General features: G+C 71.3%; 19 protein-coding genes. 8 read left to right on the top strand and 11 right to left on the bottom strand.

All coding sequences use genetic code 11. The annotated features are described in order from the left end of the window. Positions 1-8 precede the first annotated feature (8 nt). Positions 9-1,244, top strand: coding sequence for a type VII secretion-associated serine protease mycosin (gene mycP, locus KXC43_RS23150; RefSeq protein WP_255644621.1), 1,236 nt, complete (start codon positions 9-11; stop codon positions 1,242-1,244). Positions 1,245-1,775: 531 nt separating this feature from the next. On the opposite strand, the gene KXC43_RS23145 is transcribed toward mycP, so the two are convergent. The 5 genes from KXC43_RS23145 to KXC43_RS23125 all read right to left on the bottom strand — a co-directional run bounded on the left by KXC43_RS23145 (position 1,776) and on the right by KXC43_RS23125 (position 6,425). Beyond that, positions 1,776-2,954 (bottom strand): MarP family serine protease, encoded by a 1,179-nt coding sequence (locus tag KXC43_RS23145; RefSeq protein WP_221378212.1) that lies wholly within the window; start codon positions 2,952-2,954, stop codon positions 1,776-1,778. Between the two features lie 34 nt (positions 2,955-2,988). Beyond that, positions 2,989-3,714 carry an NUDIX hydrolase gene (locus tag KXC43_RS23140; protein WP_221378211.1) on the bottom strand — a complete coding sequence of 242 codons (726 nt, stop codon included), beginning with the start codon at positions 3,712-3,714 and terminating at the stop codon, positions 2,989-2,991. A gap of 64 nt (positions 3,715-3,778) precedes the next feature. Next, positions 3,779-4,393, bottom strand: a complete 615-nt coding sequence (locus KXC43_RS23135) for a TlpA family protein disulfide reductase (protein WP_308129208.1) — start codon at positions 4,391-4,393, stop codon at positions 3,779-3,781. After that, a complete protein-coding gene (nth, locus tag KXC43_RS23130; RefSeq protein WP_308129222.1) occupies positions 4,390-5,184 on the bottom strand; it encodes an endonuclease III in 795 nt (264 codons plus the stop codon). Before nth ends, KXC43_RS23135 begins: the two co-directional genes overlap by 4 nt. Positions 5,185-5,237: 53 nt before the next feature. Continuing rightward, on the bottom strand, positions 5,238-6,425 hold the full coding sequence (locus tag KXC43_RS23125) for a CapA family protein (protein ID WP_221378210.1): 1,188 nt from the start codon (positions 6,423-6,425) through the stop codon (positions 5,238-5,240). A 205-nt stretch (positions 6,426-6,630) separates the two neighbouring features. Between KXC43_RS23125 and KXC43_RS23120 the strand changes: the two genes are divergently transcribed. The 3 genes from KXC43_RS23120 (at position 6,631) to KXC43_RS23110 (ending at position 10,845) form a co-directional block, all read left to right on the top strand. Further along, entirely contained in the window at positions 6,631-7,308 is a 678-nt protein-coding gene (locus KXC43_RS23120) for a Crp/Fnr family transcriptional regulator (RefSeq protein ID WP_020515203.1), read from the top strand. Positions 7,309-7,510: 202 nt separating this feature from the next. Continuing rightward, the gene (locus tag KXC43_RS23115) at positions 7,511-8,842 is read left to right on the top strand and encodes a carboxyl transferase domain-containing protein (protein WP_221378209.1); all 1,332 of its coding nucleotides are present in this window, start codon (positions 7,511-7,513) and stop codon (positions 8,840-8,842) included. Then, entirely contained in the window at positions 8,839-10,845 is a 2,007-nt protein-coding gene (locus KXC43_RS23110) for an ATP-binding protein (protein WP_221378208.1), read from the top strand. The genes KXC43_RS23115 and KXC43_RS23110 overlap by 4 nt, the downstream gene beginning before the upstream one ends. Here the strand turns inward: KXC43_RS23110 and KXC43_RS23105 are convergent. The 5 genes from KXC43_RS23105 to sp36 all read right to left on the bottom strand — a co-directional run bounded on the left by KXC43_RS23105 (position 10,822) and on the right by sp36 (position 17,069). Next, a complete protein-coding gene (locus tag KXC43_RS23105; protein ID WP_221378207.1) occupies positions 10,822-11,763 on the bottom strand; it encodes a serine/threonine-protein kinase in 942 nt (313 codons plus the stop codon). The two genes, KXC43_RS23110 and KXC43_RS23105, sit on opposite strands and share 24 nt — an antisense overlap. A 31-nt stretch (positions 11,764-11,794) precedes the next feature. Continuing rightward, positions 11,795-15,445: an adenylate/guanylate cyclase domain-containing protein gene (locus KXC43_RS23100; RefSeq protein ID WP_221378206.1), complete on the bottom strand. Its 3,651-nt coding sequence runs from the start codon at positions 15,443-15,445 to the stop codon at positions 11,795-11,797. Beyond that, positions 15,442-16,254, bottom strand: coding sequence for an MBL fold metallo-hydrolase (locus KXC43_RS23095; RefSeq protein WP_255644620.1), 813 nt, complete (start codon positions 16,252-16,254; stop codon positions 15,442-15,444). The genes KXC43_RS23100 and KXC43_RS23095 overlap by 4 nt, the downstream gene beginning before the upstream one ends. A gap of 109 nt (positions 16,255-16,363) precedes the next feature. Further along, the gene (locus KXC43_RS23090) at positions 16,364-16,849 is read right to left on the bottom strand and encodes a RidA family protein (protein WP_221378205.1); all 486 of its coding nucleotides are present in this window, start codon (positions 16,847-16,849) and stop codon (positions 16,364-16,366) included. Between the two features lie 64 nt (positions 16,850-16,913). Beyond that, positions 16,914-17,069, bottom strand: coding sequence for a Sp36 family protein (gene sp36, locus KXC43_RS23085; protein WP_127498762.1), 156 nt, complete (start codon positions 17,067-17,069; stop codon positions 16,914-16,916). Positions 17,070-17,187: 118 nt separating this feature from the next. Between sp36 and KXC43_RS23080 the strand changes: the two genes are divergently transcribed. Genes KXC43_RS23080 through bagB form a run of 3 tightly spaced genes read left to right on the top strand, consistent with a single transcriptional unit; the run spans position 17,188 to position 20,172 of the window. Further along, entirely contained in the window at positions 17,188-18,009 is an 822-nt protein-coding gene (locus KXC43_RS23080; protein WP_221378204.1) for an Rv0361 family membrane protein, read from the top strand. A 23-nt stretch (positions 18,010-18,032) separates the two neighbouring features. After that, positions 18,033-18,986, top strand: a complete 954-nt coding sequence (gene bagA, locus KXC43_RS23075) for an ATPase BagA (protein WP_221378203.1) — start codon at positions 18,033-18,035, stop codon at positions 18,984-18,986. Positions 18,987-19,044: 58 nt separating this feature from the next. Continuing rightward, on the top strand, positions 19,045-20,172 hold the full coding sequence (bagB, locus tag KXC43_RS23070; protein ID WP_308129207.1) for an ArsA family ATPase: 1,128 nt from the start codon (positions 19,045-19,047) through the stop codon (positions 20,170-20,172). 10 nt (positions 20,173-20,182) lie between these two features. Here bagB and KXC43_RS23065 read toward each other — a convergent pair whose 3' ends face one another. After that, a complete protein-coding gene (locus tag KXC43_RS23065) occupies positions 20,183-20,485 on the bottom strand; it encodes a WhiB family transcriptional regulator (RefSeq protein ID WP_097317528.1) in 303 nt (100 codons plus the stop codon). A gap of 325 nt (positions 20,486-20,810) precedes the next feature. On the opposite strand from KXC43_RS23065, the gene KXC43_RS23060 reads away from it, so the two are divergent. Then, entirely contained in the window at positions 20,811-23,222 is a 2,412-nt protein-coding gene (locus KXC43_RS23060) for a transglycosylase domain-containing protein (RefSeq protein WP_221378352.1), read from the top strand. Positions 23,223-23,295 lie beyond the last annotated feature (73 nt).

Raw genomic sequence — 23,295 nt, 5'->3', positions numbered from 1 at the left:
GGTGCCCGTTGGTGAGCGCACGCCGTCTCACGGCGGCGGCCACTGCCGGCCTGTTCGCGCTGGGTCTGCCCGCCGCCCCGGCTTTCGCCGAGCCCGCCCCGCTGCAAGGCGATTCGGTACGCGCCGACGAATGGCACCTGGGCACGCTCAACGTCGCCGAGGCCTGGACCTACTCCAGCGGTTCCGGGGTCACGGTCGCGGTCATCGACTCCGGGGTCGACGCCGACCATCCCGACCTGCAGGGTCAGGTGCTGCCCGGCCTCGACCTGGTCGACGACAAGGGCGACGGCGACACCGACCTGGTCGGCCACGGCACCACCGTCTCCGGCATCATCGCGGGCCGCAACGACGACACGGCCGGCGTGGTCGGCATCGCCCCCAAAGCCAAGATCCTTCCGGTACGCGTCCTCGACGAGGACAACCGCTACAACGACGCCCTGATCGTCGCCCAGGGCGTTCGCTGGGCGGTCGACCACGGCGCCAAGGTCATCAACCTCTCGCTGGGCGGCAACGGCAGCAGCGCGGCCCTGGCCGCAGCGCTCGACTACGCGTTCGCCAAAGACGTGGTAGTCATCGCCTGCACCGGCAACGCGAGCGCGTCGTCGTCGAGCGGGGTGTGGTACCCCGCTCGTGAGCCCGGCGTGCTCGCCGTGGCCGGCATGGAACGCGACGGCACCACCCTGTGGTCCGGCTCGATCACGGGCAAAGAAACTGTGGTCACCGCCCCCGCCACCCAGTTGGTCGGCGCGAACGCCGGCGGCGACTACTGGAAGGTCCAGGGCACCAGCTTCGCCGCCCCGATGGTCTCGGCCACCGCCGCCCTGATCCGTTCCCGCTGGCCCGACATGCCGGCCGGCGAGGTCATCAACCGCATCATCCGTACGGCGAAGGACAAGGGCGCCGCCGGCCGCGATCCCCTCTTCGGCTTCGGCCTGGTCGATCCCGTCGCCGCCCTGACCGCCTCGATTCCCCCGGTCTTCGAGAACCCGCTCGACACCTCCCCGTCGCCCGGCATCGCCCGCTTCGGCAGCGCTCCCGCTCCGGGCCAGGCCCTGTCCGCCCCCGACGGCGAAACGCAGGAGCTGCTCCCCGCCGCCCCCGAGTCCGACCCAGGCACGGGCGCAGCCCCCTTAGCCGCCGCACCGGCGTCCTCCCACAAGGCATGGTGGGCCACCGCGGCGCTGTTCCTGCTCTCCGCCGCCGCCGCAGTCCTGACAATCCGCCGCTTCGCCGGCACCACCTGACAGTTCCGCGCCATCACCCGGTCGGGGTTCCGCCGCCACCACCCAACTCGCCGTCCCCGTCCGCACGGTGCCGGCTTCAGAGATGATGACCCGGACGATGCGGCAGGCCGAGCAGCTTTTCGTCCCCGTCTGCGCAAACGCCTCGGGTACACCGACGGCAACGACCGGGCGGCCCGCTTCTCTGCGCCCGCGCATCCGTGCCGCTGTATCCGCCTGGTCCGGATGATCGACGCGGCCGTCCACCGGTGTCCAGGTGCGGCCGGTCGCTGGGTCGGGTGGACACCCGGAAGGCCTCGCGAAGTGCATCGACCGCCCGGCTCAAGACCCACATCGACGCCCGTTCCCAGCGGCGCCGAACGCTCCGATCCTACTGCCCGGTGTACTCGCCGATCCCATCACGGCCTGGATGTCGTCGGAGGCCAGAGGACGAAAGGCCGACGCGTTGCGCGCCCGGCTCATCCCCGATGATCTCGATCCCGGCCCGCAGGCAACGCTGGAGCGGAAGGCGGCCGAGAGCAGCCGCGACGCTGATCAGGCGCAGTCGCCGGTGCGGACGCCTCTGGTGCGGGACTCGCCGGCCTGGGCCACCGGGGCGGCCTCGTTGGCGGTCAGGGCGAAGCCCGTGTTCTTGTCGTCGGCGGCCGCGGCGAAGATGACGCCCAGCACCTGGCCGTTGGTGGTGATGAGCGGGCCGCCGGAGTTGCCGCTGCGGACCAGGGAGCGGATCGTGATGATCTCGCGGGTCACGTCGCCCGAGTCGTAGATGTCGGGGCCGGTGATCTTGCCTACGTCGCGGACGCGGGCGGACTGGGCGTCGTACGGGCCGTCCTGGGGGTAGCCCAGGACTATCGCGCTCGCGCCCGTGGCGGCCTGCTTGGCCACGAAGGGCATGACCGGCGCGGTCAGGCCGGGCACGTAGAGCACCGCCAGGTCGCGGTCGGGGTCGTAGACGACCACGGTGGCGTCGACGCGGCGGCCGCTCACCTCGACCGTTGTCTCGCGGGTGCCGGCGACCACGTGCGCGTTCGTCATCACGCGCTCGTCGGCGTACACGAATCCGGTGCCTTCGATGCGGCGCGAGCAGCTGGGGGCCGTGCCCAGAACCTTGAGCACCGAGCGCTTCGAGCGGGCGACGATCTGGGAGCCCTTGAGCTTCGGGTCGGGCGCCGCCACGTCCTTGGCCTTGGTGGGGGTCAGGCCGCCGAAGACAGCCGGGAAGCCACTCGTGTCGAGGGTGTCGCCCAGCGCCGACGACAACGCCTGTGCCTGCTCGGGCATCAGGCTGTTGATGCCGCCCAGGATGGCGCTGTTGCGCACCGCGGAGTTGAGGCCGGGGAACGGGGTCGAGCCGAGCGGCACCGCGATCAGCCAGGCGACCAGCAGCACCGCGACCAGCGAGACGGCCGCGCCGCCGGCGTCGTCGAGACGCTGCAGCGGCTGGCTCTGGATGGCGCGGCGCAGGTGGGTGCCGAGCCAGCCGGCCAGTGTCTGCCCGAGCACGGCGACCGCGAAGATGGTGACCAGCGAGACGACCAACCGCGCGGTCGGGTCGGTGAAGCGGTCGGCGATCAGCGGACCGAGCTGCAGACCGATCAGCACCCCGCTGAAGAAGCCGCCGAACGAGAGCGCGCCGATGACGAAGCCCTGGCGGTAGCCGCTGATCGCGAAGATCAGCATGAGCAGGATCAGGATGCCATCGACCACGGACACTCACCCACAGTAGAAGTCGCGGGCCACCATCGGCTCATGGCAGGACCTCGTCGGGCGCTCCGCCGCGCGTGGCGGGCACCGGGGCGCTCGCTTCCGGCAGTTCGACCAGGGGGCCCGGCTCCCACGGCTGCGCCCAGCCACCCATGTCGAGCACCGTCGAGATCACCCCTGCCGTGAAGCCCCAGACCAGCATCCCCCGAACCTGGAAGGCTGGGCTGACCCAGCCGCTGGGATGCCGTACCCGGATACGGTTGCGCGGGTCGACCAGTTCACTGATCGGCAGCCGGGCCACGTGCGCGACCTCGGCCGGCTGCCGCGGGCTCACCGGGTGCGGGCGCCGCCACCAGGCCAGCACGGGAGTGACCACGAACGAGCTGACCGGGATGTAGAGGTCGGGCAGCAGCGCCAGCGCCTCGGCACTCGACGGGTCGAGCCCCACCTCTTCGTTGGCCTCGCGCAGGGCGGTGGCCACGGCGTCGGCATCCTCGGGGTCGGTGCCGCCGCCGGGGAACGCGGGCTGGCCGGCGTGGTTGCGCATGGTCGCGGCCCGCTGGAGCACCAGCAGGTCGGGCCCGCCGGGGTGGCCGGCGTCGGGCTCGCTCTCGCCGAGCAGCACGAGCACAGCGCTGGGCCGGCCACCACTGGGCGGCGGCCGCAGCGGCGTGAAGTCTCTCGTACGGCTGTCACCAACCCGGCTCAGCAGCGGCTCGAACCAGGACGGCAACCCGACGGGCCGCTCGAGCACCTTGCCCTCGCTCACCACGCCGCCGCCCACGGTCGGTCGCCGCCCGCGGTGAAGTCACTGATGAGCCGCGCCGGTCGCCTCATGGTGTCACCGTCACACCGGTGTGCTTGCGGACCTGCTCGGACAATCCCCGGGCGTCCAGCGGCAGCGGGTGCACATAAGAACGACCGGCCGAGTCGAGGAAGACGGTGACGGGCAGGTTGATGCGGCCGAGGTTGTTCAGCAGGGCGCCCTTCTCGTCGAACAGCGTCGGCATGCGCACGCCCTTGTCGGTGGCGAAGTCGGCGCCCTTGTCACGCTGGTCGCCGGAGTCGACGCCGAGCACGGTGAGCCGCCCCGCGGCCTTGTCGGCCAGGCTCTGCATGACCGGCAACTCGGTGCGGCAGGGCTGACACCACGACGCCCAGATGTTGATCACCGCCGGCCCGCGCAGCGCACGCAGGGAGATCTCGTCGTCGCCGGTGAAGCAGGGGAGCTTCAGATCGGGCAGGTCGGTAGCGGTGGATGCTCCTGAGATGGGCGCGACCGACGGCGGTGGCGCGCTGAGGGCGTCACAGCCCACGAACGGCGAGGCCACGGCCGGCTCGTCGTCGCCACAGGCGGCGACCGCTGCCAACAGCAGAAGAACAAGCGGCGCCGCCAGCAACGACAGAACCGGTGAGCGCGGGGACCGGAGGTTTGCGGCCTGGCTCACGGGGCCTCCGGCGCAGCGACCGCGGCCGCCGGCACCAGCGCCGGGTCGACCCCGGCGGCGGCGGCCAGCTCGCGGGCCCGGGGCCCCTTGAGCAGCTTGGCCGCGGCAGCCGCCTCAGTGGGCCCGGTGCCGTAGGACGGGCACATGGAGGCCAGCGTGCACGCCCCGCAGGCGGGCTTGCGAGCGTGGCACACGCGTCGGCCGTGGAAGATCACCCGGTGCGACAGCATGGTCCAGTCGCGCTTCTCGATCAGGTCGGCGACCAGAAATTCGATCTTGACGGGGTCGTCCTCGGAGACCCAGCCGAAGCGGTTGGTGAGGCGCCGGAAGTGGGTGTCGACCGTGATGCCGGGAACGTCGAACGCGTTGCCGAGGATGACGTTGGCCGTCTTGCGGCCGATGCCGGGCAACTTGACCAGTTCGTCGAGCGTCGAGGGGAGCACGCCGTCGTGCCGCTCGAGCAACGCCTGCCCCAGCTTGATCAGCGAGTCGGTCTTGGCCCGGAAGAAGCCGGTCGGCTTGAGCAGCGTCTCGAGCGCCGTGCGGTCGGCCGCGGCGTAGTCGGCGGCCGACTGGTAGCGCTTGAACAGCTCGGGGGTGACCGTGTTGACCCGCACATCGGTGGTCTGTGCGGACAGGATCGTCGCCACGGCCAGCTCGAGCGGAGTGGTGAAATCGAGCTCGGCGTGCGCGTCGGGATGCGTGTCGGCCAGCACGCGGGCCATCTTGCGGGCCCGCCTCTTGCGCCCGATGGGCGTCTCTGCCGCGAACCGCTTGACCGACCGCACCACCTGAGTCACCGCTTTAGAGTACGTCGCCCCTACGACAAGGAATCCGGCTGTGACTACGGCTTGATCGAGCCGTCCGCGCCGAGCGTCGGACCCGTCTCGGGGAAGTCGGCCTTGGTCAGCTGGGCCACGAGCTTGCGCCCCCGCTCGGCGGATTCGTCGCGGGTCGGCAACCCGTTGGAGTTCATGTACGTCGACAGCAACTTCCCACCCACGTACGAGCCGTCCTTGCTCAACGTGACGTGCAGGACTCCGCCGTACTTCAGCACGCCCGTCCGCGACAGGGTGCGCCCGCCCCCGGCGAAGTTCCCCAGGCTGTACGCGATGAGTTTGCCCTTGTAGAACTCCATGCCCCGCAGCACGTGCGGACCGTGCCCGACCACCAGGTCGGCCCCGGCGTCGATCACCGCGCGGCTGAACTTCATCGGGTCGCCCCGGTTCTCGCCGAAGAACGTCTCGGTGCCCGGCTTCACGTGCTGCTCGTCGGAGCCCTCGGCGCCCATGTGCACCTGCACCACGACGAGGTCGCCCTGCTCCTTGGCCTTCTCGACCACGGACCGGGCCTGGTCGAGGTCGAGCAGGCTGTTGGCGCCGGCGTACGAGGAGAAGCCGACCACCGCGACCTTGATCCCCTTGACCTCGGCCACGGTGATCTCGTCGGTGTTGCCGGTGGCCTTGACGCCGGTCTCATCGAGCGCCTCGCGGGTGTTGCGCGCGCCCTGCGTACCGAAGTCCTTGGAGTGGTTGTTAGCCGTGTTTACCAGGTCGAAGCCGCCGTCCCGGAGGTGCTTGGCGTAGGACGGCGGGGACCGGAAGGCGAAGCAGTTGGTAGCGGCCGCTCCGCACTTGGAGGTGCCGGTGTCGGTGGTGAGCGGCTGCTCGAGGTTGCCCATCACCAGGTCGGAGGCGAGCGCCTTCTTGACCGAGTCGAAGAATCCCGCCCCGTCGGCGGGTGGCATGCGGCTGGGCGCGTTGCTCATCATGATGTCGCCGGTTGCCGACAGTGTGACGGTCCCGACATCGGAGGCCGACTCCTCGACCGGCTCCCGCGATGACGAAGAGGCGGGAGGGGCCGGGGTGGAACCGGTCGGCTCGGCCCAGGACGCGGCCGGCTTGCCGGAGTCCCGGTTCGCGAAAGCGACACTCCCGACACCGATCGCGGCCAGAACCGCCAGGACAATAGCGACAGTAAGGACGGGTCGCCCAAAAATACCCGGCCGTTGATGCGAGGGGTGGGAATTCATCGACGGCGACGATACCTTCAGGTGGCCACGCGGAAGAACCGTCGAAAGGCTGGTCGTCGACCACACCGGGCGACGAAAAATACTGCCCGTCACGGTCGGGGTGGTTACCCTGCGGTATCTGGATCAAGGGGTGCCCGCCCGATTCTTGCCCGCGTGCGCCTAGACTGATCGAGCGCAGGCGTTGCGCGTGTTCGGAGGTGCGGCGATGGATGAGGTACTGGCGCGCAGCGGGATCTTCCAGGGCGTGGACCCGGAGGCCGCCGAGGCGCTCGCCAAGGAGATGGACACGGTCGAGGTCCGCAAGGGCGACGTCCTGTTCAACGAGGGCGAGGCCGGTGACAGCCTGTATATCGTGCTGTCCGGGAAGATCAAGCTGGGACGCCGTGCCGCCGACGGCCGGCAGAACCTCGTATCGATCATGGGCCCGTCCGACATGGTCGGCGAGCTCTCGCTGTTCGACCCCGGTCCGCGCACGGCCACCGCGACGGCGGTGACCGACGCCCGGCTGGCCCGGCTCAAGAAGACGTCGCTGCGGCCGTGGCTCAACAACCGGCCCGAGATCGCCGAGCAGCTGCTGCGGGTGCTCGCCCGCCGGCTCCGGCGCACCAACGACGCCCTGGCCGACCTGATCTTCACGGACGTGCCCGGCCGCGTGGCCAAGAACCTGCTGCAGATGGCGGGCCGGTTCGGCACGCGCGACGGCGGCGTCCTGCGGGTGACGCACGACCTCACCCAGGAGGAGCTGGCGCAGCTCGTCGGCGCGTCCCGCGAGACGGTGAACAAGGCCCTGGCCGACTTCGCCTCCCGCGCGTGGCTGCGGCTCGACGGCAAGAGCGTGATCATCCTGGACCCGGAGCGTCTCGCGCGGCGCGCCCGCGTCTGACCTGAGCTGATCTTCAAGGGGCCGCCCACCGGGCGGCCCCTCATTGCGTATGTAAACCCCTGAAAAGGCGACAAACCAGCCGCATTTGCATCCGTGTCGCACCCACTCGACCACTCGTTACGGAGGTGGTCGAGAGGCATCAACGGATACGAGAGGGCGCGGCTTTGAACATCGGGGTCGAACAGCGCATCGGGGTGCCGACGTGACCGTGCTCGACACCGCCATCGACACGCGCACCCCCGGCTACCTGGAGGGTCGCAACACCACCCTCGACCGGCTGGAACGGCTCGAGGCGGCGATCGAGGAGGCTCGCGCCGGCGGTGGCGAGCGGGCGGTCACCCGGCACCACGCCCGGGGCAAGCTGCTGCCCCGGGAACGCATCGAGATGCTGCTCGACCAGGACGCCCCGTTCCTGGAGTTGTCCCCCGTCTGTGGCTGGGGCACGGAGTTCGCCGTGGGCGCGGGCGTGGTGACCGGCATCGGCGTGGTCGAGGCGGCCGAATGCATGATCATTGCGACCGACCCGACCGTCGAGGGCACGGCGGTCAACCCGTACGCGGTCGAGAAGATTCGCCGGGCCGCGCGGATCGCCGCGGCCAACCGCCTGCCGCTGGTCAACCTGGTCGAGTCGGCCACCGAGGCCGGCGGCGGCGGCTCCCCGCCGGGCGGCGGCATCGCCCGCGATCTGAGCCGCCTGGCCTCGGCCCGGGTGCCCACGGTCGGTGTGGTCTTCGGGCCCACCAACGGGGACGCGGCCTATCTGCCGGCGCTGTCGGACTACACGATCATGGTGCGCGGGCACGCCAAGATGCTGCCCCGGGGCGGCACGAACGGCGCCGAGATGCGCGCCGCGGCGGCGCCGGCCGACCAGCTGGCCGAGGACGAGCGCGACGCCCTGCGGCTGGCCCGTCAGTGCGTACGCCGCCTGAACTGGCGCAAGTGCGGCCCGCCGCCGCGCGTCTTCCCCCCGCCGGCCCCCAAGTACGACGCCGAGGATCTGCTCGCCCTGGCCGGCGCGGGCCGTCCCGCCCTGGTCGAGCCGCGGGAGGTGCTCGCCCGCATCCTCGACGGCAGCGACTTCGACGAGTTCAAGCCGGCCGCCGGCGGCGCCGTGCTGGCCGGCTGGGCCGAGCTGCACGGTTATCCGGTCGGAATCCTGTCCACGTCGGGCGCCCCGCAAACGGCGGCCGACACCCAGAAGGCGGTGCACTTCATCCAACTGGCCAACGCCACCGACACCTCGCTGCTGCTGATCCGGCCCGGCGAGACCGGCGCTCTCGGCTCGGGTGCGGTCGACGCCCTCGCCCACTCCACCGTGCCGCTGCTCGCCCTCAACACCGGGCGCACCGGCGACCCCCGCTTCGCCTTCCGCTGGCCCGCCGACGGCCCGCTGGCCAACGGCGACGACGACGGCGTCATCGACCCCCGCGACACTCGCACCGTGCTCGGGCTCTGCCTCTCCGCCGTGCACAGCGCGGCCGTCGAGGGCGCCGGGCACGTCGGGGTGTTCCGATCCGGAAAGGTGGACCAGTGATCCGACGGCTTCTGGTGGCCGACCGCGGCGAGACCGCCCGCCGGGTGTTCGCCACCTGCCGCCTGGTCGGCATCGAGACGGTCGCCGTCTACGCCGCCGCCGATTCCGACGCGCCGCACGTCGGCGAGGCGGACTACGCCGTACGCCTGGACGGCGGCACCCCCCGCTCCTCGTACCTGCGCGGCGACCTGATCATCACCGCCGCCCAGCGGTCCGGCGCCAACGCCATCCACCCCGGCATCGGCGAGCTGGCCGAGGACCCGGACTTCGCCTCGGCGGTGGCCGAAGCGGGCCTGATCTGGGTCGGCGCTCCGGCCAAGACGCTCGGCGTGCTGCGCAGCAAGCAGGAGACCAAGGCGCGCGTGGCCGAGGCCCGGGTGCCGGTGCTGCCGAGCTTCACCGACCCGGCCGAGGTGCCCGGCTTCCCCGTCCTGATCAAGCCGGACACCGGCCTCGGCGGCACCGGCCTGCGGGTCGTCCGGGATGCCGCGACGCTGGCCGAGGCGCTGGCCACGACCCGGCGCGAGGTGGGCGGCGAGGTCTACTGCGAGCCGTACGTCGAGGACGTGCGGCACATCGAGGTGCCGATCCTGGCCGACGAGCACGGCGCGGTGATCCCGTTCGGCGAGCGCGAGTGCTCGATCCAGCGCCGCTACCAGAAGATCGTCGAGGAGACCCCGTCGCCGGCGGTCGACCCCGGGCTGCGCGAGGAGCTGTGCCGCGCGGCGATCGTCTCGGTGCGGGCGCTGGGCTACGTCGGGGCGGGCGCGGTCGAGTTCCTGCTCGACACGAACGGTGATTTCTGGTTCCTCGAGCTCACCCCGACCCTGCAGGCCGAACACGCGGTCACCGAGTGCGTCTCGGGCTACGACCTCGTACGCCTGCAGCTGCTCGTCTCCGAGGGCGGCAGCCTGCCGATGCCCGGACCGCCGCCGATCCGCGGCCATGCGATCGAGGTCCGCCTGTGCGCCGAGGACCCGGCGTACGCCTGGCTGCCGGCCAGCGGCACGGTGCACCGGTTCGCCGTGCCCGACGTGGCCGGCCGGTTCCGCCCACTGCCGGCTCCCGGCCTGCGGCTCGACGCCGGGGTCGAGAGCGGTTCGGTGGTCGGCGTGCACCAGGACTCCACACTGGCCAAGCTGATCGCCTGGGCCCCCACCCGGCAGGAGGCGGCCCGCATGCTGGCCTCGGCGCTGACCCGCACTCAGCTGCACGGCGTGGCCACCAACCGGGACCTGCTGGTCCGGGCCCTGCGCCACCACGCCTTCCGCACCGGCGACGTGGACACCGGCTTTCTCGACCGGCGGCCCGAGGTGTTCGCGCCGCTGCTGTCGGCGGTCGACGCCGTACGCCTGTCGTGTCTCGCCGCCGCCCTGGCCGGCGCGGCCGACCGGCGGGCCGCCGCCACGGTGCTGGGCACGCTGCCCTCGGGCTGGCGCAACGTGCCCTCGGGCTCGCAGACCGCCGTGTACGACGGCCCGGCCGGCCCGGTCGAGGTCGGCTACCGGATGAACCGGCACGGCGAGCTCGCCGGCTGGTGGGTGCGCACGGTCGACCCCGAGGAGCTCGACCTGGCCGGGCTGGGGCAGGCGCCGGTGTCCACCGACTACCCCGAGACCGTGGTCGTGCAGGCGGGCAACGAGCGGGTCGTGCTCGACGTCAACGGCATCCGGCTGACCTTCAACGTGCACCGGGTGGGGGACGTCTCGTACGTGGACAGCCCGGAAGGCTCGGTGGCGTTACGCGCGCTCTCCCGGTTCCCTCTGCCCGCTCCCGAGGCCGTCGAGGGCTCCCTGATCGCGCCGCTGCCCGGTGCCGTCCGGCGGGTGCTGGTCGTGCCCGGTCAGCGGGTGCGCGCCGGGGAGCTGCTCCTCACGCTGGAGGCGATGAAGCTGGAACACCCGGTGCACGCGCCCAGTGCCGGCGTGGTCGCCTCGCTGCCGGTCGCCCCGGGAGCCGAGGTGGACACGGGCGAACTGCTAGCGGTTCTCGCTCCCGAGTAGGCCGAACCACTTCTTCTTCGGCGGGCGCGGATTGCGGATGGTCGGGGTGTCGTCGCCGGGTTCCCAGCGTGGCGCCGGCACTTGGTGCGGCGGGTTGAGCTGAACCGCGGTCAGCATCTCGCGCAGTTGCTGGGCGGTGGGCCGCGATTCCGGGTCGTTCGCCATGCCGTACCGCAGCACCTGGGTGAGCCCGGCCGGGACGCCCGGCAGGTCGGGGATCGGCTGGTGGAACAGGTCCATCAGGCTCAGCAGGCTGGGGCTGCGGTCGCCGTCCCAGCGCGGCGGCCGGCCCCGCATGACCGCGTAGAGCGTGGCGCAGAGGGCGTAGACGTCGACCGCCCCGCTCGGCTCGTCGTGGCGGAACATCTCGGGCGGCGCGTAGGCCGGGGTCAGCACCTCGAGCGTGACCGAGGAGTCTCGCATCTCGCCCAGCACGGCCAGTCCGAAATCGGCCAGCACAGCGGTGTTGAACTGCGAATACAGGATGTTGGCGGGCTTCACGTCGCGGTGCAGCACCCCGTTGGCGTGCGAGTGCACCAGCGCGTCGGCGATCTTGACGCCGAGGTCGCGGGTCTCGGCGGCGCCCAGGGGCGAGCGACGCATGCGCTCGAGGTACGACCCGTCGCACAGCTCCATGATCAGGTAGGGGTGCTGGTCGACCGTCACCCCCACGTCGAACAGGTCGACCACGTGCGGGTGCGACGACATGCGCCCGGCCGCCCGCGCCTCACGCAGGAAACGCGCCTGGTCGCGGTCGCTCTCGAGGCGGCGGTTCTCCACCTTGATGGCGACCTCGCGGCCGACCGAGTCCTGCATCGCGCGGTAGACGGTGGCGTACCCCCCGCGCGCCATCACGGATAAGCCGGACATGCCAGGCACGTACGGAGCCGGCAACGCTCCGCGCGGTGTCTCGGTCATGAAGTTGAAAATACGCCAGCGGCCCGGGCGATCATCCGGGCCGGTCAGACGCGTAGGCGACAGTCGCAGCCGCGGGGGCTTCGAGCGGCTCCACCGCGAGCGCTGCCCGCAGCTCTTCGGCGGCCTCCCGCTCGCTGATCTGCTCGGTCGAGTACGCCAGCAACACCGCCTCCTCCGCCGCTGCGTGCGCGCCGTCGCACCGGTCGGCCGCGGCCAGCACCCGGGCGTGGACCATGGCGGCCAGCACCCCGCTGCGCACGTCCTCGGCCTTCACCTGCCGGGCGCGCTCGATCCAGGTCAGGGCGGCCTCGACCCGGCCATCGGCCAGCAGGGCGGACGCGTACGAGGCCAGGGCGTGCCGCCGCGAGAAGAGCAGCGAGGGCACCCCGGTGTCGGTGGCGATCGGCGCCAGCAGGCCCATCGCGGTCTTGGCGTCACCCGACCGCAACCGGGCCTCGGCCATCAGCACCCGCGGGCCGACCTGGGCCGGCGCCATCGGGTTGTGCGGCTCGACCGCGGACATCACCCGGCGCGCGTCGGCCTCGGCCCCGGGCAGGTCGCCCCGGTTGAGCGAGATGAACCCGCGCAGCGTCCCGGCCATGCCCAGCAGCAGCGGGTGACCCGTGCGGTCGGCATAGGCCAGCGCGTCGGTCAGCAGGTCGTACGAGTGGTCGAGCTCGCCCAGTCCGCGGGCTATCGCACCCCGGACGACCAGTGCCAGACCCCGGCCCCAGTCGTCGCCGACGGCGTTGAAGTCGCGGTAGGCGCGGCGGGCCTCGCCGTCAGCCTCGGCCAGTTCGCCCAGCTCGGAGGCCGCGTACGCCTCGACCGCCCGCAGCGTGCCGACCGCCCAGGCCTCGCCCACCCGGTCGCCGAAGGGCAGGAAGATCCGGGCCAGCCGGCGTGATTCCTGCAGGCGGCCGGAGAGCAGCCGGGCGAACGCCGTGGTGCCGCGCAGCCACGAGCGGCCGACCGGGTCGCCCAGCTCGGCGAAGAGCCGGGCCGCCCGGCCCAGCACGGCGTCGGTGCCGGCGAAATCCCCCCGGGTGGTGGTCACCCAGGCGAGGTTCTGCAGCGCCCAGGCCTGCCCGTGGCGGTCGCCGGCGGCCAGCGTCACCTGGTAGGCCGCGGCGAACCGGCTGCTGGCCTGGCTGAGCCGGCCGGCCAGGAAGTCGGCCATGCCGAGCCGGCGCATGGCGTTGGCCCGCTCGGGCAGCAGCTCGGCCTCGGTCGCCACCTCGAGCGCCTCCTGCCAGGCGGCGACGGCCCGGCCGGTGTCGCCCAGCGCCTCGTGGGCCCGGCCGACCACCAGCAGCGCCTCGGCCTTGTTGACGGGCTCGTCGGTGGCGTTCTTGGCGATGCGTTCGCCCTGCGTCAGCGCCTCTTCGGCGCGGCCCAGGCGCAGCAGGGCCCGGGCGTGCACGAGCTGGTCGGGCAGCGGCAGGCCCTCGGGGGTCAGGGCGCCGGCCCGCTCGGCGTACTCGATCGAGGCGGCCGGCTCGATGTTGGCCAGCGCGCGGCGGGCCAGGCGGCCGAGCGCGGCCACGCCGAGCGGGGCGACCTCGCGTACGGAAGCCTCGGGACGCAGCCGCACCGCGTCCGCCAGCTCGACCGCGCACTCGGTATGCGTGGCCACGAAAGCGTCGCGCTCGTTGTCGGTCAGGTTGAGCCGGGCCGCGCTGTCGTAGCCGACGCGGTCGAAGCTCTCGGGCGCGGCCCATTGGGCCAGGTAGGCGTGCCGCTCGGCCAGGTCGGCCTTGCCGATGCCGGAGTACGCCGCCTCCCGCATCAGCGGCGTGGTGAAGGCGTAGCCACTTCGCGTGCGGTGCAGCATGCGGCGCTGAAGCAGTTCGTCGATCGAGCGTTCCAGCTCGACCGCGGCGACCGCGCCCGGCCGCGCGTCGCTCGACGCCCGGCGCTCCCGCAGCGCCTCGATCACGCCGATCGGCACCGTGTCGCCCGCGACGGCCGCGTCCCGCAGCACCGAACGCGGCTCGGCCGGCAGCGCGTCGATGCGGGCCGCGAGCACTGCCGCCAGGTCGCGCGAGAGCAGTTGCCGGCCGAGCGAGCCGTCGGCCAGCTGCCACTTGCCGGCCGCGTTGGCGCCCACGGCCGGTGTCAGCGCCCCGCGCTCCATGAGCAGCGTGACCATCTCGGCCAGATAGAACGGGTTGCCCTGAGCAGTAGCGAGCAGCCGGTCGGTGTCGGCCTGGGGCAGCTTGCCGCCGTTCAGATAGGAGGTGAGCAGGCGGGAGGCGTCGGCGCCGCGCAGCGGCGGCAGCGAGTGCACCTCGGCGTCGGCCAGCCGGGTCAGCGCGCCGGCCGTGCGCACCAGTTCGGGCCGGCCCAGCAGCAGCACCACCACCGGGCCGTCGAGCAGCGAGAGGGTACGGCCGAGCGCGTCCACGGTCGAGGCGGTGGCGTCGTGCAGGTCGTCGACGATGACCACGAGCGGCGCCTCGGCGGCCAGGGCGCTCAGCAGCTCGGCGACCGCGCCCGAGATCGCCTCGGCGTCGGCCCGCTTGGTCGAGGGCTGCCAGTCGGCGTCGGCCGCCGGGCCCACCGGGTTGGCCGGGGCCTCGCCGTAGCCCAGCAGCGCGAGCAGGCGGTCGATGTCGATGTCGGCCGGCGCACCGTCGCGGCCGAGCCGGTTGGCCAGCTTGCGCAGTCTCTCCTCGACCACCGTGCGGCCCACCGTGGCCACCACGTCCTTGGGCAGGCCGACCGATTTGCGTACGAGGTCAGCCAGCGGCGCGAAGCGGCGGCGCTCACCGAACGCGCGGCAGCGCACCCGCAGCACCCGGGCGCCCGTGTGTGCGGCATATCGCCCGTTGCCCACGTCGTAGCCGGCGGCCAGCCGCTTGACCTCGCCCGCGAACCGCGACTTGCCGATGCCCGCCTCGGCCGTCATCACCATCACGCGCGAGGTGCCGGAGTCGATCGCCTCGGCCAGCCGGCCGGCCACCCGGCCCAGCTCGGTCTCGCGGCCGACGAAGGGAGCCTCGTCGCCCAGACCCGACCGGGTGCCCGGGGCGTCATGCAGGCCGAGCAGCTCGAACGCCGGCACCGGCTCGCGCTTGCCCTTGAGTCGCAGCGGGCGCAGCTGACGCCACGAGGCCACGTGCCGGGTGCCACCGCTGGTGCGGGAACCGGCGTAGACCGCGCCCACGGCGGCCGCGTCGGCCAGCCGGGCAGCGGTGTTCACCGTGTCGCCGATGACGGTGTACTCGATCGAGGCCTGGATGCCCGCGACCACCTCACCCGTGTTGAGGCCGACCCGCAGGCCGAGCGGGGCGCCGCCGCCGCGCTCGTCGTCGAGCACCCGGCGGACCGCGCGCTGCATGCTCAGCGCGGCCCGGACGGCCCGCTCGGCGTCGTCCTCGTGGGCCACCGGGGCGCCGAAGACGGCCATGATGCCGTCGCCGGTCAGCTTGTCGACGTGGCCGCCGAAGGTCTTGACCGCTCCGGCCAGCGCCGCCAGCACCCGGTCGGTGACGGCGCCGACCCGTTCCGGATCGAGGTCTTCCGACCAGGAGGTGAAGTCGGACAGGTCACCGAAGAGCACGGTGACGATGCGTCGCTCAGCCGCCGGCAGCGTCGCGGCCGCCGGCAGGGCCGCGCCGCAGTTGTGGCAGAAGCGGGCGCCGGGCACGGCGACGGTTCCACACACAGGACAGGTCACAGCGGATCCAACCTGCTTGCGGGTGTTCCTGATTCCCCATTTTTGTGATTCAGGTAATCAAGTTGCGCGGCGGCCGACCACAGGGCGGCGAACCGGACAGCCGGGTCGATGTCGGGGTAGACGATGTCGACGACCTCTTCGGCGGTGCGCGCGCCGGCTGCGATCGCCGCCTCGACCTGCGCCAACCGCTCCCGGCGGTGGTCGCGGTATTCGGTGGCGACGGCCGACACGTCACTACGCGAAGGGCCGTGTCCCGGCAACATCAGAACCTTCTCGTACGCCCGGAGTCGATCGAGACTGCCCAAATAGGCGCCGAGGTCGCCGTCCGGATGGGCAACAACCGTCGTGCCCCGGCCGAGGATCGTGTCACCGGTGAACATCGCCCGGGAGTCACCCTGACGCACCAGGAAACACACCGAATCGGACGTGTGACCCGGAGTGTCGAGAACTTCGACCTCGAGCCCCGAGCCGCCGAGGTGTTCCCGCGGGTCGAGGGGCTCACCGGCGACGCAGTGGGCCGGGTCGGCCGCGAGCACGGCGGTGCCACCCAGGATCTCGGAGAGGCGAGCGGCGCCCTCGACGTGATCATGGTGACCGTGAGTAATCAAAATGAACTGGTACGGACCGTGGTCGGCGATGCGCCTCAGGTGCCCCTCGTCGAGCGGGCCGGGGTCGATGACCACGCCGTACGTCTCGCCGGGCGCCCGCAGCACCCAGGTGTTGGTGCCATCCAGCGTCATCGGACCCGGGTTGGGCGCACGCAACAGCGTCACCCAGCCCGGCAGCCCGTTCGGCGCGACACCCCCCATGCGCGAAATCCTACGTCGCGCATGGGGTTGAACAAGAGGACCGGATGTGCGATCTCCCTGTCCGCTCAGGTCACGCATTGCAACCGGAACGGACGATCGAGGTGGGGGTTTACCCCACCTCGGCGATGATCTCGACCTCGACCGGGGAGTTCAGGGGCAGCTCAGCCACGCCGACCGCGCTGCGGGCATGCCGGCCCTGCTCGCCGAAGACATCGCCGAAGAGGTTCGACGCTCCGTTGATGACGGCGGGCTGACCGGTGAATCCCGGCGCCGACGCGACGAAGCCGGTCAGCTTGACGATCTTCACGACCCGGCCCAGGCCCACCAGCGCCTCGATCGCCGCGAGCCCGTTGAGAGCGCAGAGGCGGGAAAGTTCGGTGCCCTGCTCGGTGGTGACCTCGGCGCCGACCTTGCCGGTGTACGGCAGCTTGCCGTCGACGAGGGGAAGCTGACCCGACACGTACACGTAGTTGCCGGTCTGCACGGCGGGGACGTAGGACGCCAGCGGCGGCACCACCTTGGGCAGGGTCAGACCCAGCTCGGCGAGCTTCGCGTAGGCGTCGACGCCGCCCTCTCCACTGATCGGCGTGGTCACGCTGCTCCTCCGTTGTCGTGCTCTCCTGGCCCTACGTTCGTAACCTGCGCTCCGGTGCAGTCGATCACGACTTCGGTCGCTTCATGTACGCCACCAGTTGCTCGGCGTTCGGGCCGGGCACCACCTGTACAAGTTCCCAGCCGTCCTCGCCCCAGTTGTCGAGGATCTGCTTGGTCGCGTGGACCAGCAGGGGCACGGTCACGTACTCCCACTTCTGCATGCTCGCCTACTCCCTAATCGTCGGTACCTCGGCCAGCTTAGGGCCCGCGGCAGGGTCGGTTTGGCTAGGCTGATCGAGCCTCGGAGCGGACCGGGAGCGGAAGATCACGGAGGGCGACATGACGCAGCCGCCGGGCGAGTGGCCGCCGCCTGCCCCCGGGCCCCCGGCACCGCCGAAGCCGCCTGTGATCGACTTCATCGACGCCGCTCCCGAGCCGCCCGACACCTCTTACCCCCCGGCCGGCTCGTTCGCCGACGAGAGCCTGCACCACGAGAGCACCCAGGTCATCCCGCCCGAGCCCAGCGGCTGGCAGCCGGCCCCGGCCACCTCGCCCTGGCATGCCCAGCACGAGGCGCCCGGCGAGTGGCAGACCACCCCGCCCGAGCACCTGGCCTGGCAGCATTCGATCCCGGCCGCGAGCCCGCAGCCGCCCGACCCGATCTGGGCCGGCGCCCCGCAGCAGCCCTATCAGGTGCCCCCCGAGGCGGACGGCCCGCGCCGCCGCCGGAGCGCGCTCTGGGTCTCGCTGGCGCTCGTCGGCACTCTCTTCCTCTGCGGTGGCGGCGCCGTCTCGGCCTATTTCCTGCTGCGGGACGCCGACAACCCCGGCTCGCCCGACCCGGCCACGGCGGTCGACCGGTTCCTCACCGCGGTCTACACCGAGCAGGACGCCACCGCGGCCGACGACCTGGTCTGCCGCGAGGCCCGCGACGAGACGAAGATCGCCGACCGGGTGGCCGAGATCAAGGCGTACTCCGAGGGTTACACCGACCCGGTCTTCCGCTGGGCCGACCCGAAGGTCTCCGACAACTCGGAGGACCGCGCGCTCGTCTCGGTCGAGCTCACCATGTCCACCGCCGACGAGAAGTCGTCGTCGCAGGATCTGGAGTTCACCGTGATCCGCAAGACCGGCTGGCTGGTCTGCGAGGTGGCCGGCTGACCGCTCGCCGTACCGTTGAGGCCATGGGCGAGCACGTCAGCAGATGGCCGGCACGACTGCATGTGGTGACCGGCAAGGGCGGCACCGGCAAAACCAGCGTCGCCGCGGCCTTGGCCTTGGGCCTGGCCGCGGACGGGCGGCGCACCTTGCTGGTCGAGGTGGAGGGCCGGCAGGGCATCGCCCAGCTCTTCGAGACCGAGCCGCTGCCCTACAAGGAGCTGCGGATCGCCAAGGTGGCCGGCGGCGGCGAGGTGCGTGCGCTGGCCGTCGACCCCGAGGAGGCGCTCCTCGAATATCTCGACATGTTCTACCACCTGGGCGCGGCCGGCCGGGCGCTGCGCAAGGTGGGTGCGATCGACTTCGCCACCACCATCGCCCCGGGCCTGCGTGACGTGCTGCTCACCGGCAAGGTCAAAGAGGCGACGACCAGGTCGCAGGACGGCCGGCGGGCGTACGACGCGGTCGTGCTCGACGCCCCGCCGACCGGCCGGATCGGCCGGTTCCTCAACGTCACGGCCGAGACGGCCAAGCTGGCCAAGATGGGCCCGATCAAGACCCAGAGCGACGGCGTCGCCTCCCTGCTGCGTTCGCCGATCACCTCGGTGCACGTCGTCACCCTGCTCGAAGAGATGCCGGTGCAGGAGACTCTCGACGCGATCGCCGAGCTCAGCGCCCTGCGCATCCCGGTCGGCCGGATCGTGCTCAACGCCACCCGGCCGGCCCTGGTGACCGGCGGCAAGGTCACCAAGGCCGAGCTCAAGCGCGGTCTGGCCGAGGCCGGGCTGCCCACCGACGCGGCCACCGTCAACGGGCTGGCCACCGAGGTCCGGGCCCACCTGACCCGGCAGGAGCTGGAAGAGACGCTGCGCACCGAGCTCGCCGAGACCGGCCGGCCGCTGGTCGAGCTGCCGCTGCTGTCCGGCGGCGTCGATCAGGCGGGGCTCGACGAACTGGCCGCGGCCCTCATGCGTGCGTGACGGGCCACAGTCACCGTGCGCCGGATCAACTTCGGACTACCCTTGAATAGTGGCTGAAGTGAGCACTCAACGACTGGATGTCGACGGTCTGCTCGCCGACCCGTCCACCCGCATCGTCGTGTGCTGCGGCGCCGGCGGGGTGGGCAAGACTACAACTGCGGCCGCGCTCGGCGTACGGGCCGCCGAGGTGCACGGGCGGCGCACGGTGGTGCTCACGATCGACCCGGCCCGCCGGCTGGCCCAGTCGATGGGCCTCAGCGAGCTCGACAACACCCCGCGCCAGGTCAAGGGCATCGACGGTGACAACGGCGGCGAGCTGCACGCCATGATGCTCGACATGAAGCGCACCTTCGACGAGGTGGTGCAGCAGCACACCACGCCGCAGCGCGCCTCCGAGATCTTCGCCAACCCCTTCTACCAGGCCATGAGCTCGACCTTCGCCGGCACACAGGAATACATGGCGATGGAGAAGCTCGGCCAGCTGCGGGCCACCGACGAGTGGGACCTGATCGTGGTCGACACTCCGCCCTCCCGTTCCGCGCTCGACTTCCTCGACGCGCCGGCCCGGCTGTCCCGGTTCCTCGACGGTCGCATGCTCCGCATGTTGCTCGCCCCGGCACGCACCGGCGGCCGCAGCATGTTCAGCCTGGTCACCGCGTCTTTCGGGCTTTTCTCCCGTACGGTGCAGAAGGTCCTCGGCGCCCAGTTGCTCACTGACCTGTCCGGGTTCGTGGCCGCGCTCGACTCGATGTTCGGCGGCTTCCGGCAGCGCGCCGACCAGACGTACCGGATCCTGCAGGACCCCCAGACGGCGTTCCTGCTGGTCGCCGCGCCCGAGCGCGACGCCGTGCGGGAGGCCGCCTACTTCGCCGAGCGCCTGGTCGCCGAGCGGATGCCGCTGGCCGGCCTGGTGCTCAACCGCATGCACCGCACCGAGGTGCCCGGGCTCCCGGCCGACGCCTCGCTGGCCGCGGCCGAGGCGCTGACCGCCGCCGGTGACCAGCCACTGGCCGCCGACGCGCTGCGCATCCACGCCAACCTGGTCCGCCAGACCGATCGTGAGCAGCGGGTCGCCGCCACCTTCATCGACGCCTTCCCGGGCGTGCCGACGGTCTCGGTCACGGCACAGCCCGCCGACGTCCATGACGTCGACGGGCTGCGGACGATCGGCTCGCTCCTGGCGTGACCGACGTGGCTCAGCGAGTGGGGACGAGCACCTTGTCGGCGCCCTTGTCCTTCATCGCGGCCTCGAACATCTTGCGCCAGCTCGCCACGTGCGGGTGACGGCGCAGCAGCGCCCGCCGCTCCCGCTCGGTCATGCCTCCCCAGACGCCGAATTCGATCCTGTTGTCCAGGGCATCGGCGAGGCACTCGTAGCGGACCGGGCAGCTGCGGCAGATTCTCTTCGCCACGTTCTGCTCGGCGCCCTGCACGAACAGCGCGTCAGGGTCGCCACTCTGACACGCCGCCATGCTGGGCCAGTCGCTGATCATCCCCATGTGTAAACGTCCCCCCTTGCGTTACCCCTGACGTCCGCCGCCCCTTGTCCCCCGGGCCGTGCGAACGTCGTGCGACAAGCTCGCCGGACCATCATGCTCTGTAGTCGGGCGATTACGCAACGTTGTACCTGAAATACGTACAGCCCGGCTGTTCTGGGCAAACGCCACGAAGGCCATGGCACCAGTTTCGGTGCGGACTCGGTGCGCTTCGCGGAAATCCCCCCAAGATCTCGGCGAGCGGGGCAGACTAATCGGGGCGAAGCGTGACCTTTCCGATGGGTCGTCACGTGCTTTCTTCGCGTACCCTGCTCGGGTGACCTCCTGGATGCGCAGACGCGATCACAACATTTTCGCCAACGCGACCTCGTTGCTGATCTGCGGTTTACTCGCCGGCGTCGTCGTCGCGGCCGCCGCTTTCCCCGCCGCCGCGATGTCGGGCCTGGCCGCCAAGGCCGGCGGTGAGACGTTCGCGCAGCTGCCCAGCGAGCTCAAGGACTTCAGCTCCCCGCAGATCACCCGGATCTACGCCGCGGACAAGAAGACGCAGATCTCGCAGTTCTACGACGAGTTCCGCAGCGACGTCCGCCTCAAGGACATGTCGAAGTTCATGCCCGACGCGATGATCGCCGCCGAGGACCGCGAGTTCTACAACCACAACGGCGTCGACCTCAAGGGCGTCGCCCGCGCGTTCGTGAACAACAGCGGCAAGTCGGAGTCGAAGCAGGGCGCCTCGACGATCACCATGCAGTACGTGCGGATGTCGCTGGCCTACTCGGCGACCAACCCGCAAGAGGTCGTCGACGCCACCAAGGACACGCCCAAGCGCAAGATCACCGAGATGAAGTACGCGATCCAGGTCGAGAAAGAGCTCAGCAAAGAGCAGATCATCGAGCGCTACCTCAACATCGCGCCGTTCGGCAACCAGGCTTACGGGGTCTACGCGGCCAGCCAGGTCTACTTCAACAAGAAGCCGAAGGACCTGACGGCCGGCCAGGCCGCGATGCTCGCCGGCATGGTCAAGGCGCCGTCCAGCTTCAACCCGACCACCAAGGGCGGGTACGACCAGATCAAGCAGCGCCGCGACAACTACATCCTCCCGGCCATGGTCGAGATGGGGAAGCTCACCCAGGCCCAGGCCGACAAGGCCAAGAAAGAGGCGATCCCGCGCCAGGTCAAGCCGGTCGGCAACGGCTGCGTGTCGGTGGCCAACAACAACTGGGGCTTCTTCTGCGACTACTTCTACCGCTGGTGGATGAGCCAGGAGGCGTTCGGCGCCACCCCGTACGACCGTGAGCGCCGGCTGAAGAGCGGCGGCTACCGCATCATCACCACGCTCGACCTGGGGGCCCAGGCCGACGCCCGCAAGCGGATCAACAAGCGGATCAAGGACGACAACAAGAACGCCCTGCTGCTGGCCGCGACCGAGCCCGGCACCGGCAAGGTGCGGCTGCTGGCGGCCAACCGTAAGTACAAGCTGCCCGACCCCGCCCACCCCAACCCGCTGTCCTCGGACAGGAAGAAGGCCAAGGCGGGCGTACGCGCGACCTATCCGAACACGACGAACCCGCTGCTCAGTGGGGGCGGTGACATCAGCGGCTACCAGGCCGGCTCGGTGTTCAAGATCTTCACGATCATCGCCGCGCTCGAGAAGGGCTACCCGCTGGCCTGGCCGATCAAGGCCGAGAAGCGCTACAAGTCGGGCTACATCATCAGCTCCAGCAGCGACAGCGCCTGCCCGGGCACACACTTCTGGTGCCCCAGCAACTCGGGTGGCGGCGGCGCGGGCGTCTACAACATGCACTCCGCCTTCGCGAAGTCGATCAACACGTACTTCGTGCCCCTCGAGGAACAGGTCGGCGCCGAGAACGTGGTGGCCGTGGCCAAGCGGTTCGGCGTGCAGTTCCGCGTCAAGCAGGACGCCGACTTCGCGAACAACTCGGTGGCGGCCAACCAGTGGGGCGCCTTCACCCTCGGCGTGTCCGCCTCGACGCCGCTCGACATGGCCAACGCGTACGCGACGCTGGCCGGCGACGGCATGTACTGCGAGCCCACCCCGATCGAACAGATCACCACCCAGGACGGCAACAAGCTCGACATCGGCAAACCGCGCTGCATCCGGGCCACCAGCAAGGATGTCGCCCGCGCGGCCCTCGACGCCGCCCGCTGCCCGGTCGGCGACTCGGCCCAGATGGGCCGCTGCGAGGGTGCCACGGCCCGCCAGACCAAGTCGACGGTCAAGCACCCGGTGTTCGGCAAGACCGGCACGACGGACGCCGACAAGACGGCCGCGCTGATCGCCGGCACCACGTCCCTGGTGATCGCGGGCTACCTGGTCAACCCCGACTGGCCCGACCACCGCGACCGCATGTCCCACGACATCGTCAACCCGGCGGTCTACCAGACCCTGGGCGACTTCATGGAAGGCAAGCCGCGCGAGCAGTTCAAGGAGCCCGAGAACCGAAAGATCGCCTTCGGCGACCAGCGCTCCATCCCGAACGTCGAGTGCGACTCGATCGAGGACGCCCGCGACCGCCTGGAGGACGCCGGCTTCGACGTCTCCGTCGGCAGCGAGATCGACTCGGACTGCCCGCCCGGCACAGCCGCCGGCACCAGCCCCGACGGCCGAACCCTCAAGGGCGGTTTCGTCATCATCAACCCGGCCAAGGCCAAGGCCGCACCCCCGGCCGGCCCCCCGGCCGGCCCCGGCGGCCCACCCTCGGGCCGACCACGGCGGTAAGCAATAAGAATGGGCGGGACGTCTTCAGACGTCCCGCCCTTCTCGTACCGAAAGTTTGATTGGAAGAGTGCCC

The sequence above is a fragment of the Paractinoplanes polyasparticus genome (assembly GCF_019710575.1).
Lineage (GTDB): Bacteria > Actinomycetota > Actinomycetes > Mycobacteriales > Micromonosporaceae > Actinoplanes > Actinoplanes polyasparticus.
The sequence above is the reverse complement of the archived record's forward strand: the minus strand, read 5'-3'. Positions and strand labels throughout refer to the sequence as shown.